General features: G+C 64.4%; 4 protein-coding genes. 1 reads left to right on the top strand and 3 read right to left on the bottom strand.

Translation table 11 applies throughout. The features are described 5' to 3' along the window. Nucleotides 1–288 precede the first annotated feature (288 nt). A complete protein-coding gene (locus AC07N4_RS27795) occupies nt 289–963 on the top strand; it encodes a histidine phosphatase family protein (protein WP_096823071.1) in 675 nt (224 codons plus the stop codon). Between the two features lie 31 nt (nt 964–994). Here the strand turns inward: AC07N4_RS27795 and mnmH are convergent, their stop codons facing one another. The 3 genes from mnmH to AC07N4_RS27780 form a co-directional block, all read right to left on the bottom strand. Continuing rightward, on the bottom strand, nt 995–2,098 hold the full coding sequence (gene mnmH, locus AC07N4_RS27790; protein ID WP_493066564.1) for a tRNA 2-selenouridine(34) synthase MnmH: 1,104 nt from the start codon (nt 2,096–2,098) through the stop codon (nt 995–997). Beyond that, on the bottom strand, nt 2,098–3,132 hold the full coding sequence (selD, locus tag AC07N4_RS27785; protein ID WP_096823073.1) for a selenide, water dikinase SelD: 1,035 nt from the start codon (nt 3,130–3,132) through the stop codon (nt 2,098–2,100). Before selD ends, mnmH begins: the two co-directional genes overlap by 1 nt. Before the next feature lie 99 nt (nt 3,133–3,231). Continuing rightward, nucleotides 3,232–13,752 (bottom strand): autotransporter-associated beta strand repeat-containing protein, encoded by a 10,521-nt coding sequence (locus tag AC07N4_RS27780; RefSeq protein ID WP_493066563.1) that lies wholly within the window; start codon nt 13,750–13,752, stop codon nt 3,232–3,234. Nucleotides 13,753–14,021: the final 269 nt, after the last annotated feature.

Here is a 14,021-nt window from a genome sequence, read left to right as displayed (position 1 = left end):
TCCAGTCACAAAATGAAAGGCCTGAGCATAATCCACGTTTTCCGCTCTGGCTCGGGTTCTTTTTTGCCGTGGACACCACGCTTACTTAATTCCGCAACATCCTGTCGCTAACCTTCCCTCAAGCCTTTGGGCGATGCCTTTAGAGTGCGCCCCGGCAAGCGGATCGAACCAAAAGGCCTGCGGGGGCTCCAAGCAAGCCAATCAAGACAGGGAAAAACACCCGGCCCCGGCAGCTGCGGTGTAGAGGTTTGTCAGCCTTAACCGAACACGCTGAAGAATCCTGATCTCATGACGAACTTGATGAAAGTCGCCAAACGCTTCAAACATCGCGCCTACGTGGCCCTGCCCTCTCTGTTGGCGGTGAGCGCGCTGTTCCTGTCGCTCGAGTCCAGCGAAAGCCGCGCACAACCGGTGGACGGCACCCAGACCCTGATCTTCCTGCGCCACGGGGAAAAACCTGCCGGCGGCCTCGGCCAGCTCAACTGCCAGGGTCTGAACCGCGCCATCGAGCTGTCGACGCTGCTGCCGGAGAAATTCGGCAAGGCCGACTACGTGTTCGCCGCCAACCCGACGCGCAATGTCGAGGAAGGCGAGCTGGACAATTCCTACAGCTACATCCGCCCCTTGATGACCATCAGCCCCGCCGCGATCAAGCTCGGCCTGCCGGTGAACATCGAGTTCTCGGCCAACGACACCAGCGACCTGGCTCGGGAGCTGACCGCCGACAAGTATCACAACTCGACCATCTACACCGCCTGGTCCCACGGCTACCTGCCGGAGCTGATCAACAAGGTCGCCGGCAAGGCTGTTGGCGAGAAACAGTCCATCACCGAGGACTGGGCGTCCGGCGACTATGACTCGCTGTATGTGCTGACCCTGACCTGGCACAACGGCAAGGCCAGCCTGCAGAGCCACAGTTACAAGCAGGGGCTGGATAACGGCAAGGTCACTTGCCCGACTTGAGTGTTCTGGAGCCGGTGCCGGGTCTCCGGCTTCAGCGTTTGTGATTCAACCGCTCGCGCAGATACTCGATCACCGCCCCGCGCTCTCCGGCAAATTCGATCCGCGCGCCCTTTTTCTCGCGCTGAAACACATACATCGGGTCGTAATATTCACGCAGCAACCCCTCGATCCAGCCTCGGTGCAAATCCACCGCGCCGCTGCGCCCCTGCTCTGCCAGTGCGTCTTCCATCAACAGCAGCATCCTTCGGTGGCGTTCGCCGCCCAGACGTTTCTGCACATTGTTCAGGCTCTCGAGCAACCGTTCAGAGAACAGTGCAAAACCCTGCTCGCCGTGCACTGCCGAAAACTCGGCCGACAGGTCCACCACGTAATCGCGCAGGATCCGCTGCACCCGATCTTCAAAACTGTCTTCCAGCCAGACCATCGGGTATTGCTGCATGCCCTGATACAACGGCAGCGGCAAGGCGCAACTGCCGACCACCCGGCTCTCGTCTTCGAGCACGAACTGACCGATGCCAGCGTCACGTTTCCTGAGGAGGTCGATGGCCAGGCGGTTTTCGAAATCAATGTTCGACGGTTGCCCCGTGGCGCGTTTGCCGAAGCTTGAGCCGCGATGATTGGCGTGGCCCTCAAGATCCAGACCGTTGTCCAATTGCACCAACAGTTCGGTCTTGCCAGTGCCGGTCATGCCGCCCAGCAACACGAAATCGCACTGGGTCACGGCTTGCTCGAGGGTGTCGATCAGGAAATTGCGCAGCGCCTTGTAGCCGCCAGCGATGCGCGGATAGTCGATCCCGGCCTCGCTCTTGAGCCATTGCCGGGTGATCTGCGAGCGCAAGCCGCCGCGAAAGCAATAGAGATAACCGTCGGGATGGGCCCGGGCAAACTCGGCCCAGGCCTCGATACGTTCGGCCTTCACCACGCCGGACACCAAGCGGTGGCCCAGTTCGATGGCAGCGTGTTGGCCATGCTGCTTGTAGCAAGTCCCGACCTTCTGCCGCTCCAGATCATTCATCAGCGGCAGATTGACCACGCCGGGGAACGCACCTTTGTGAAACTCGACCGGCGCGCGAACATCCATCAGCGGTCGGTCGTTGAGGAAAATGTCCCGGTAATCGCCGTAGTCAGGGTCCATCAAGACACCTCGACGGCGTGGGTCTGTCGCTCGACCAGTTCGCCAATCGGTTCCAGGCTCAAGCCCAGTTCCGCCGCCACGGCAAGGAATTCGGCGTTGCCTTGCGGGGTCACGGCCACCAGCAACCCGCCGCTGGTCTGCGGGTCGCACAACAGCCGTTTGTGCAGTTCCTGCACCCGCCCGAGCCGGTCCGAATAGCTGTCGAAATTGCGCAAGGTGCCGCCCGGCACGCAGCCCTGCTCGAGGTAATACTCGACGCTGTCCAGACGCGGCACCCGGTCATAGACGATGCGTGCGGTGAGGTGGCTGCCGTCAGCCATTTCCACCAGATGCCCGAGCAGGCCGAAACCGGTAACGTCGGTCATCGCGGTGACGCCGGCCAGTTTGCCGAAGCGACTGCCGGGTTTGTTCAGCGTACACATCCAGTCCCGGGCCAGACCGATGTCGGCGTTGCGCAACTTGCCCTTCTTTTCGGCGGTGGTGAGGATGCCGATCCCTAGCGGTTTGGTCAGGTACAGCAGGCATCCGGCGGTGGCGGTGTCGTTGCGCTTCATGAAGCGTTTTTCCACCAGCCCGGTGACGGCCAGGCCGAAAATCGGCTCCGGCGCATCGATCGAGTGCCCGCCCGCCAGGGGAATCCCCGCCGCATCGCACACCGCGCGACCGCCACGAATCACTTCGCGCGCGACTTCCGGTGCCAGCACGTTGACCGGCCAGCCGAGAATGGCAATGGCCATCAATGGATCGCCACCCATGGCGTAGATATCGCTGATCGCATTGGTCGCGGCGATCCGACCGAAATCGAACGGGTCATCGACGATCGGCATGAAGAAATCGGTGGTCGACACCACGCCGCGCTCGGCATCGATCTCGTACACCGCCGCGTCATCACGCGAGGCGTTGCCGACCCACAATTTCGGATCAAGATTCTGCGCCCCGCTGCCGGCGAGGATCACCTCCAGCACTTTGGGCGAAATCTTGCAGCCACAACCGGCGCCGTGGCTGTACTGGGTCAGACGAATGGGCTCGCTCATCGGGGCAATCTCCGGGAAGGGACAGGGGCGAATTCTAGCAGAGGGTTTGGCGGGCAAAAAAAACCGCCCTTTCGGGCGGCTAAAGTGCTTCGACCATGATCAGAAGCTTTGGCTGAAGCTGATGGTCATCGCGCTGTCGTTGTTGTCGCTGGACACCTGACCCGAGTAGCCGATGCCGAGCTTGCCGGTCGGGCTGATCTGGAAGTCCACGCCGGCTTCGAGCAGCGCACTGTCCTTGGCGATCGGCACGCCCTGGGTGCTGAACGACGCGCCGCCGTCGATGAAGGTCAGGTCGGCGTCAGGTTTGGTGTCGCCGTAGGCATGCCGCCAGCCGATCGCCGCCCGTGGCGTGAGTTGGCTGCCGTTGGCCAGGGTCGCCAACTTGCCGATGCGCACACCGAGGGTCGAGTAGGTGATGTCCTGATCGGCATCGCCCTTCAGGCGCCCCACTCCGCCTTTTTCCTTGGCGGTGTCGCTGTCGTAGTTGACGTAGGCCAGGCCGGCGAACGGTTCGATGGCCACGCCTGCCGCATTGATGGCGTAACCCACTTCGCCGAACACCTGGGCACTGCGGGCATCGTAGTCAGCCTTCAGGCGATCGTTGTAGGCACCGACGCTGACGTCGCGTTTGGTCTCGATGCTGTGCCAGCTGTAAGCCGCGCCGAGGCGCACAGCCAGTGCATCGAACTGCGAACTCAGGTAACCCGCCAGGTGGTAGCTGTCGACCTTGGCATCGGAGTTGCGATCGTGGGCGTTGAGGTTGCCACGGGTGTAGCCCGCGGCCATCCCGGCACGCCATTGATCGTCGAGTTGCTTGTCCGTGCCGAGCATGAAACCGCCGAGGCTGCGATCGACTTTCGCCGTGTTGCTGTCGCCGCCCATGTCGCCCCAGGCACCAATGGCCCGGGCCCAGCCGACCATTTCACCGTGGCAGCCGTTGCTGCTCAGTTGGGTGTCGCTCGGTGCCAACGTCCGGCGTGGATCATCCGACGCGCTGCAGGTCGGTTGACGCATACGGTCATTGACCGCTTCACGCACAAAGCGTGAATCCTCAAGAACCGCACTGGCGGTGCTGGCATGGATCTCCCCGGACAGGTTGTCGAAAGCGTGACGCGCGCCGGCAACGCTGAGGTTGACGATCTCGTTCTGCAACGCAGCACCCGCCGGCCCGTTGCTCATCAACGCCGAGGCGGTGTTGCGCTGGTTGCTCGTGGCGGCGACGTCGGCGAACGAATTGCCGTTGCGGCTGACCACCAGGTTCACCGCGTCAGGGCTGTACACCAGCGCCGTGTCGAGGAACGCATATTGCGGCAGATCGGCGGCGCTGAAGGTGCCGGTCACGCCACCGCCGGCGGTGATCAGCGAATACACGGTGTTGCCGGTGAACGGCGCCAGGCTGTTCACTTGCAGGCCACCGCCCAGAGTTGCGGTGCCACCAACGGCCAGAGGCGTAGCGGTGGGCGAACTAACGGTCAGGGCCAGCACACCGTCGGCAGCATTGGTCAGGTTACCCGCCACACTCAAGGTGCCGTCTGCGCCACCGGAGGCCACCACACCGTGGTTGACCACCGAACCGACGCTGCCGTTACCGCTCAGGGCCGCGCCGTTGGCCACGGTCACTTGTCCGCCCAAAGAAGCCCTTGCTGCACGGCTGCCGACTTGCAGCACGCCTTGATCCACCGACACGGTACCGCTGAACGGTTGATCGCCGGTCAACAGCAAAGTCCCGACACCACGCTTGGCCAGCGCACCGAGGCCGCTGAGAACACCGTTGAACTGGCCATTGGTGTTCTGCTGGAACACCAGGGAAGCGTTGTCGACGATGTTGCCTTGCAGGCTGGTGGTGTTACCGATCAGCGTACCGCCGCTGACCGTGGTGCCACCGCTGTAAGTGTTGGCGCCGGTGAGGATCAGCGTACCGGAGTCCAGTTTTTCGATACCGCCGGTACCGATCAGTGGCACATCGATCTGCGCGCTGGCGCCGGCATTCACGCGGATTGGCGCCGGGGTGCCACCAGGCCCGTTGACCGGGGTCAGCGTGTCGCCGGCATCCGGTTCCAGGCTGTAGCCGTTGACGAGGAATTGCAGCCCGGTGAAGTTCTGGTTGCCTTGGATGGTGACCGTCCCGCCCTGCCCGCCAAACACTGCGAACTGGCCGTTGGAGCCCAGTGCCTGAGTGCCGGTCGGGTCGGTCCAGTTGGTGCCAGGCCCCCACACGCCGTTGCCGCCACCGATGCTGCCGTCCGGGTTGGTCTTGCCACCGTTCCAGAACTGCACTTCGCCCGGCGTGCCTTGCACCAGCAGGTTGACCTGATTGGCCAGCGCAGTTTGCAGGGTCAGATTGGCCGCCGAAACCGGCAGGCTGCCGTAGACCAGACCGTTGTTGGTCAGCGTGCCACCGTAGCTGAACAGCTGATACACCCCGACGCCGAAGCCACCGGCGTTAGTGATGTTCAGCGTGCCGTCGAGGGTCAGGTTGCCGGCGACGTTGACCACGGTCGTGGAGCTGGCGGCCGAGCCGAGGGTGAAGTCCAGATTCGTCCCCGAAGACAACGCCAGTGAACCAACCGACAACGGTGCGGCGTTACCGCCGCCAAGCAGCGTCGCACCGCTGGCCAGTTGCACAGTCCCACCGAATTGACCGCTGCCACCGATCTTCGCACCGCTGGCGACATTGACGTTGGCGCTGTTGAGCACGCCGTTGACGTTGAGCGTACCGGCCTGCACGGCGGTGTTGCCGGTGAAGGTGTTGTTGCCGGTCAGCAGCAAGGCGCCGGTGCCGGTTTTGTTCAGGGTGCCGGCGCCCGTCAGATTGCCGGTGTAGCTGCCGTCGCTGTTCTGCTCGAAGGTCAGCGCCGCGTTGTTGACGATTGCACCTTGCAGGCTGCTGGTGTCGCCACGGGTGCTGCCGCTGTTCAGCGTCGTGCCGCCGCTGTAGGTGTTGGCGCCGCTGAGCACCAGGTCGCCAGCGCCGTTTTTCACCAGGCTGCCGCTGCCGGTGATCGCACCGATCAACGTGGTGTTCTGGTTGCCGGCCAGGGTCAGTTGCGCCCCCAGGTTGATGGCGTTGGCCAGTTGCAGCGCAGAGGTGCTGTCGAGGGTGCCGTTGCCCAGCACACTGAGAGCGCCGCTGCTGATCGCGCTGTTGTTGCCCAGAATCAGCGTACCGCCAGACAGCTGAGTACCGCCGCTGTAAGTGTTGCTGCCGTTGAGGGTCAGGCTCGATGCGCCGGTCTTGATCAGACTGCCGCTGCCGCTGACCACACCGCCGAGGGTCAATGCGTTGGAGCCGGCGACGGTGAGTCCGCCATTGAGCACCACATCGTTGGCCAGGCTGACCGCCGTGTTGCTGTCCAGCGCCGTGCCGTTGGCGGCGGTCAATACGCCAGTGCCGAGGGCCGCATTGTTGCCAACCACAATCTTGCCGCCGTTGAGCGCGGTGCCGCCGGTGTAGCCGTTGGCCGCGTTGAGCACCAGGGTGCCGGTGTCGTATTTGCCCAGCGTGCCAGCGCCATTGAGCGCGACGCCCACGGTCGCGGTGACGTTCGGATCGACCCGCACGGTGGCATTGCCCAGCGAACCGTTGACCAGATTCAACGAACCGGCCGTGCCGTTCTGCAGGCTGTAGCCATCGGTGACGAACTGCATGCCGGTGATGGTTTGCGCGCCATTGACGGTCACGGTGCCCGCCGTGCCCTGGAACACCGCGAAGCTGTTGGTCCAGGCCTGATTGGTGGTGCCGTTGACGTCGGTCCAGTTGGTGGTGCCGGTGCCCCAGGTGCCGCTGCCGCCATCCACCGAACCGTTGGCAACGAGTTGGTTGCCGTCCCAGAACTGCACGGTGACGCCCGGTGCGGTGACCAGCAGGTTGATCTGATTGGCCAGTGCGGTCTGCAGGGTCAGATCGCCCGGCGTGACGCTGCCCGGCACGGTGCCGATCAGCATGCCGTTGTCGGTCAGGCCGCCGGTGTAGTTGATCAACCGGTACACGCCACTGCCGAAGCCGCCGATGTCGCTGACGTTGAGGGTGCCGTCGAGGGTCAGGTTGCCGCCGACGTTGACCAGCGCGTTGCCGCCACCGGAAACCGGTGCGCCGAGGCCGACATCGAAGTTTGAGTTGGCGTTGAACACCAGCGAATTCACCGACAGCGTGCTGCCGGTGGCGCCGGCCAGATGGCCGCCGTCCGCCACGGTCACGGCCCCGCCGAGCGAGCCGCTACCGGTCAGGGTGCCGCCGCTGTTGACCAGTACGCTGGCGCTGTCCAGCGAGCCGCTGACGTTCAAGGTGCCGGCGTTGACCGTGGTGTTGCCGGTCAGGCTGTTGAGGCCGGTCAGGGTCAGCGTACCGGTGCCGAGTTTGTTCAATTCGCCCGTACCGGTGAGCACACCGCCGAAAATACTGCTGGCGTTGTTGCCGCCGATGCTCAGCGTGTTGCCACCGCCGATCAGTGCGGTACCGCTGCCGGTCAGGCTGGCGAGGCTGCCGGAGCCGCCGAGGTTGAGGGTCGCCGCAGCGCCGAGATTGACCCCGGCGTTGCTGCCCAGTGCCGAGTTGCCCAGGGTGGTCAGGCTGCCGGACTGCACATCGAAGGTGCCGCTGAAGGTGTTGTTGCCGGATAGCGTCAGGTCGGCCAGACCGTTCTTGGTCAGGGTGCCCGCCCCGGCAATCACGCCACCCAGGGTCAGGTTGTTGTTGCCGGCCACGGTCAGGTTGGCATTGACGTTGACGTTGTTGGCCAGCACCAGCGGCGCAGTGGTGTCGAGAGTCGATGCGCCCGCCACGGTCACCGCGCCGGAGCCCAGGCCCGCCGAGGTACCGAGGGTCACGGTGCCGGCGTTCAGCGTGGTGCCACCGCTGTAGGTGTTGATGCCATTGAGGGTCAGGTTGGAGGCGCCGTTCTTGATCAGTCCGCCGCTGCCGCTGACCACGCCGCTGAGGGCCACGTCGCTGTTGCCGGTGTTGGTCAGATTGGCGTTGAGCACCACGTTGTTGCCCAGCGACACCGAGGTGTTGCTGTCCAGCGACGACGCACCGGCCACGGTCAGGTTGCCTAGACCGAGGGCGCCGTTGCTGCCGGCGGTCAGGGTGCCGGCATTGAGGGTGATGCCGCCGAGGAAGTTGTTGGCCCCGCTCAGGATCAGGTTGGCCGCGCCGTTCTTGGTCAGGCTGCCGGCGCCGTTGATGGCTCCGCTGAGTGTCAGATCGTTGCTGCCGACGATGCCGAGGTTGCCCGCCAGGTTGATCGCGTTACCCGCCGTGAAGGCGCCACCGGCATCCAGGGTGGTGCCATTCGCCGCGTTCAGGGTGGCCGAGCCCAGCGCGCTGTTCGACGCCAGAATCAATCCGCCCGCGTTCAGTGCCACCGGCCCGAGGAAGGCGTTGTTGCCACCGAGGGTCAGGCTGGCCGAACCGTTCTTGATCAAGCCGCCAGTGCCGGAAATGACACCGTTGAGGGTCAGCGCATTGCTGCCGAGCACGGTGAGGTTGCCGTTGAGCGTGGCCGCGTTGGCCAGGGTCACGGCGGTGTTGCTGTCCAGTTGCGTACCGGCGTTGGCGATCAAAGCGCCAGTGCCCAGGGCGGTGTTGCTGCCGACGACCAATGTGCCGCCGTCCAGTTGCGTGCCGCCGGTGTAGCTGTTGGCGCCGTTGAGCACCAGTGTGCCCGCATCGAGTTTGTTGAGGATGCCGCTGCCGTCGATGTTCACACCGACCGTGGCGGTCACGCCCGGATCGACCCGCATCGCCGTGGTGCCGCCAGTGCCGTTGACGGCGGTCAGCAGACCCGACGTGCCGTTGACCACGTTGTAGCCATCGGTGAGGAATTGCATCCCGGTGAACAGTTGCGTGCCGTTGACCGACACCGTGCCCGCCGTGCCCTGGAACACCGCAAAGTCGCCGGCCCAGGTCTGGTTCACCGTACCGCTGGAATTGGTCCAGTTGGTGCCGCCGGCAGTCCATGTACCAGTGCCGCCATCCACGGTGCCATTGGCGATCGTCTGGCTGCCGTCCCAGAAACGCAGGTTGGTGTTCGGCGCCGACACCACCAGGTTCACCTGGTTACCCAGGGTCTGCACGAGGATGTCGCCGAGGCCGTAACCCACCGGCACACCGGCCACGGTCAGGCCGTTGTCGGTCAGCGCGCCGATGTAGTTGAACAAGCGGTAGACACCGACACCGAAACCGCCGGCATCGGTGACATTGAGATTGCCGTCGAGGGTCAGGTTGCCGCCGATGTTCATCAGCGAGCTGGTCGAAGGCGTGGCGAGGCTAGCGTCGACATTACTGTTGGCGGTGAGGATCAGCGACGAGGTGGACAAGGTGTTGCCCGAGGACAACGCCAGATGACCGCCGCTGTTGATGGTGATGAAGCCCAGCGCCGAACCGGTACCTGTGAGGGTGGCGCCGTTGTTGATGTTGAGCTGGGTGCTGGCCAGCGAACCGGTGAGATTCAGCGTACCGGCGTTGACGTTGGTGTTGCCGGTGAGGCCGCTGCTGCCGGTGAGGTTCAGCGTCCCGGTACCGACTTTGGTCAGGGCGCCACTGCCACCGAGGTCACCGTCGAAGGTGCTGGTGCCGCTCACGCCGCCCACCGTCAGGGTGTTGCCGCCGGCGATCTGCACGCTGCCGCTGCCGCTCAGCCCGTTGAGGCTGGCGCTGCTGTTGAGATAGAGATTGGCGCCGGCGCTGATGTTGGCGCCGGAGGTGTTGCCCAGCGCCCCGCTGCTCACGGTGGTGACGCTGCCGGAGGCAATGTTCAGCGCACCGGTGAAGGTGTTGTTGCCGCTGAGCGTCAGGTCGCCAAAACCGTCCTTGGTCAGGCTACCGGCGCCATCGATCACGCCACTGAGGTTCAGGGTGTTGCTGCCGGCCAGGGTCAGGCCGGCGTTGAGGGTGATGTTGTTGCCGACGCTCATGCCGGTGCTGGTATCCAGCGTCGAAGCGCCACCGACGGTCAGATCGCCACTGCCCAACGCAGCGGCCGAGCCCAGTGTCAGCGTGCCCGCGTTGAGCGTGCTGCCGCCGCTGAAGGTGTTGGTGCCGTTGACAGTCAGGTTGGCTGCACCGTTCTTGATCAACTGGCCTGCGCCGCTGATCACGCCGCCAAGGGTCAGGTCCTGGGTGCCGCCGACGCTCAGCGCCGCATTGAGCACGACCGCGTTGGCCAGACTGGCCAGCGGCGAACTGCTGTCGAGCGTTGCTGCGCCGCCGACGGTCAAGGCGCCGGTCCCCAGTGCCGAGCTGTTGCCGACGGTCACCGTACCCGCGTTCAGCGTGGTGCCGCCGACGTAGGTATTGGTGCCATTGAGGTTCAGATTGGCTGCGCCGTTTTTCACCAGGCTGCCGGCACCGGCAACAGTGCCAGTGAGGGTCAGATCGGCGCTGCCGCCGATGTTCATCGCACCGGCCAGGTTGACCTGGTTGCCCAGAGTGACGGCTGTGTTGGTATCCAGTGTGGTGCCGGCCGCTGCGTTCAATGCGCCGCTGCCGATCGCGGTATTGCTGCCGACAATCAGCTTGCCGACGTTGAGTGCGGTGTTGCCGAAATAGGTGTTGGCGCCGTTGAGAATCAGGTCGGCGGGGCCGCTTTTGGTCAGGCCACCGACACCGGAGACCACACCCGCGAGCGTCAGCGCGTTGCTGCCGCCGATGGTCACGTTACCGCCGAGGTTGACGTTGTTGGCCAGGCTCGTCGCGGTGCTGGCGTCCAGCGTGGTGTTGTTGCCGGCGTTGAGCACGCCGGTGCCGAGGGCGGTGTTGGAGCCGACGATCAGTGTCCCGGCGTTCAGCGACGTCGCACCGGTGTAGGTGTTGTTGCCGGTCAGGGTCAGGGTAGACGTGCCGGTCTTGATCAGGTTGCTGCCACCGCTGATCACGCCGCCGAGGGTCAGCGGGTTGGCGCCACCGGCGGTGAGGTTGGAGTTCAGCGCAATCGCGTTGTTCAGCGTCACGTTGGCGCTGCTGTTGAGCGTTGCACCCGCCCCGCCCACGGTCAGCGTGCCGGTGCCGAGTGCCGCGCCGTTGCCGACGGTCAGGCTGCCGGCGTTGAGCGCCGTGCCACCGGTGAAGGTGTTGGCGCCGTTGAGGGTCAGGTTGGCGGTACCGTTCTTGATCAACTGACTGGCGCCGCTGAGCACGCCGCCCAGGATCATGCCGTTGCTGCCGCCGATGGCCAGGTTGCCGTTGAGGGCAACGTTGTTGTTGAGGATGACCGAAGTGTTGCTGTCGAGGGTCGCGGCATTCGCGACGGTCAGGGCGCCACTGCCCAGTGCGGCGGCGTTGCCGACAGTGAGCGTCCCGGCGTTCAGCGTGGTGCCACCACTGAAGGTGTTGGCGCCGTTGAGAATCAAGTTGGCCGCGCCGTTTTTGGTCAGCCCGCCGCTGCCGCTGACCACACCGCCGAGGGTCAGGTTGGCGTTGCCGGCGATGTTCAGGTTGCCGCCGAGGGCGACGGCGTTGCTCAGCGCCACCGTGGTGCTGGCGTCGAGGGTAGTGCCCGCCGCCGTGGTCAGTGCGCCGGTACCCAGCGCGGTGTTGGAGCCGACGATCAGCGTCCCGTTGTTCAGCGCCGTACCGCCGGAGAACGTGTTGTTGCCGCTGAGGGTCAGGTTCGCGGTGCCGCCCTTGATCAGGTTGCCGGCGCCGCTGATGACGCCGCTCAGGCCCAGGGCCTGAGTGCCGCCGATGGTCAGGTCCGACGCCAGTGCAACCGCGTTGGCCAGCGTCACCGCCGTCGTTGCATCGAGGGTGGTGCCGGACGCAGCGTTAAGTGCTCCCGTGCCGAGCGCGGTGTTGCTGCCGACGAACAAAGTGCCGCCGTTGAGCGCAGTGGTGCCACTGTTGGTGTTGTTGCCGGTCAGGGTCAGGCTGGCGCTGCCGCTCTTGGTGATTGCGCCGGTGCCGGAGACGATGCCGGACAGCGTCAGAGCATTGCTGCCAAGCACGTTCAACGCACCGGTGATGCCGACGTTGTTGGCCAGGGTCACGTTGCCGGTGCTGTCGAGGCTGGTGCCGTTGCTGGTATTGAGCACCCCGGTGCCCAAGGCGTTGTTGTTGCCGACGCGCAAGGTGCCGGCGCTGAGGCTGGTGATCCCGGTGTAGGTGTTGATGCCGTTGAGGGTCAGGCTGCCGCTGCCGGTTTTGGTCAGGTTCGCGGCGCCGCTGATCACTCCGCCCAGGGTCAGCGCACCGGTGCCGGTCGCGGTCAGGGTGCTGTTGAGCGTGATCGCGTTAGCCAGCGAAATCGGCGTCGTCGCCGAGATGCTCGAAGAGCCGCCAACGGTGATGCTGCCGGTGCTGAACGCCTGGTTGTTGCCCACCAGCACCACACCGCCGTTGAGCACGGTATTGCCGGTGTAGGTGTTGATGCCGCTGAGGTCGATCTGGCCGCTGCCGATCTTGGTCAGGCCGCCAGTGCCGGAGATCACCCCGTTCAGAGTCATGCCGTTGATGCCCTGCAGGGTCAGACCGCCGGCGCCCAGGTTGATCTGGTTGGCCAGCGACAGTCCGGCGTTGCTGGCCTGGAGAATCCCGCCGTTGGACGTCAGTACGCCGCTACCGAACGCCGCGTTGTCGTTGAACTGCGCGACACCGCCATTGAGCGTGGTCGCACCGCTGACCAAGGGCCCCTGCAAGGTCCAGGTGCCGCTGTTGAGGGTCAGGTTGTTGAAGTTGACGTAGACCAGGCTGGATGCCGTGCCGGTGCCGGTGGTGCCGCCGCCAAGGCCGATCGGGTTTTGCAGGATCAGCGTGTTGGTACCGGCTGCGCCGCCATCGATCGTCCCGGTCGGGGCGAAGGTCAGGTTGACGCCGATCAAGCCACCGAGGCCGACGGACAATTGCGCACCGTCACCTTGGTTAACGCTGGAACCTGTGATCGCGTAGAAGGTGTTGGTGCTGCCCGCCCCCATCGACACGCCGCCAGTGATGTTACCGGCGTTGGTGAAGGTGTTGCCCGCCACCGACGTCTCGAACGCGACCCGGCCGTTGATCGTGCCGGTGGCGCTGTTGGTCATGTTGACTTGTGAACCGCCATACACCCCGACCACCGGGGTATCGGCCAGGGTGATCCCGCCGACCGACAGCCCGGTCGAGGTAATCGTGCCGTCGTTGGTGATGGTCGTAGTGCCCGACACCGAGTTGTTCACGGCTATCCCCAGCCCGTCGATGCTGGTCAGGTTGAGGCCGAGCAACATGCCGGTACCGCGAATGAGCCCGGTGGTGTTGTTGACGATGCTCACCGTGCTGGTCGCACCGGTGCCGATGAACGCGCCGCCACTGAGGATCGAGACCAGGCCCAGCAAGGCCGGGTCGAGGGTGCCGGAGTTGTTCAGGTTGATGTTGGCCCCGGTCAGGTTGATCACCTTGCCACCCAGGGTCGCGTTCATCTGTGCACCGTTGGTGACGTTGACCGTCAATCCGCTGGTGGCACTGCTGTAATCGTTGAGAAACAGCGGCAGCGTCGGGACGCCCGAACAGGTAATCGTGGAACCTGCAGCCGAGCAGGTGGCGAACGCCTGCTCACTGACACCGCCGAACAGTAGCCCGGCGACGCTCAGGTGCACAGCAAGGGAAAGTGGGGAAAAACGCGAAACGAGGGCGACACCAAACCTTGCTTCCACGGGCTACTCCTTTCGTGGCCAATTCATCCTTGAAGGCGTGCAACTGCGGCAAGATCCGACACGCGTATCAAGCGTATGACGGTCATCAGATAAACCGTCTATTCCCGAGACAAGCTAGTTGATGCCCTGCGATGGGGCACCGGTTAAATAGTGTTAATACTTTTGTGCGATAAGCCGGCAAGGCGATGCTCCGAGCCGTTCTGAGCACGGGCTTGAGTGCTTTCGGGGAAGGCCTGAGCCATGCCTGACCGAAGGGCCAGGTAAATCAC

It is taken from the genome of Pseudomonas sp. GW821-FHT09E04, from assembly GCF_059416185.1.
The sequence above is the reverse complement of the archived record's forward strand: the minus strand, read 5'-3'. Positions and strand labels throughout refer to the sequence as shown.

What these genes read in the sequence shown, in the direction of transcription:
- AC07N4_RS27795 (WP_096823071.1), top strand. Translation starts at nt 289, where the DNA reads ATGACGAACTTGATGAAAGTCGCCAAACGCTTCAAACATCGCGCCTAC.
- mnmH (WP_493066564.1), bottom strand. Translation starts at nt 2,098, where the DNA reads ATGGACCCTGACTACGGCGATTACCGGGACATTTTCCTCAACGACCGA.
- selD (WP_096823073.1), bottom strand. Translation starts at nt 3,132, where the DNA reads ATGAGCGAGCCCATTCGTCTGACCCAGTACAGCCACGGCGCCGGTTGT.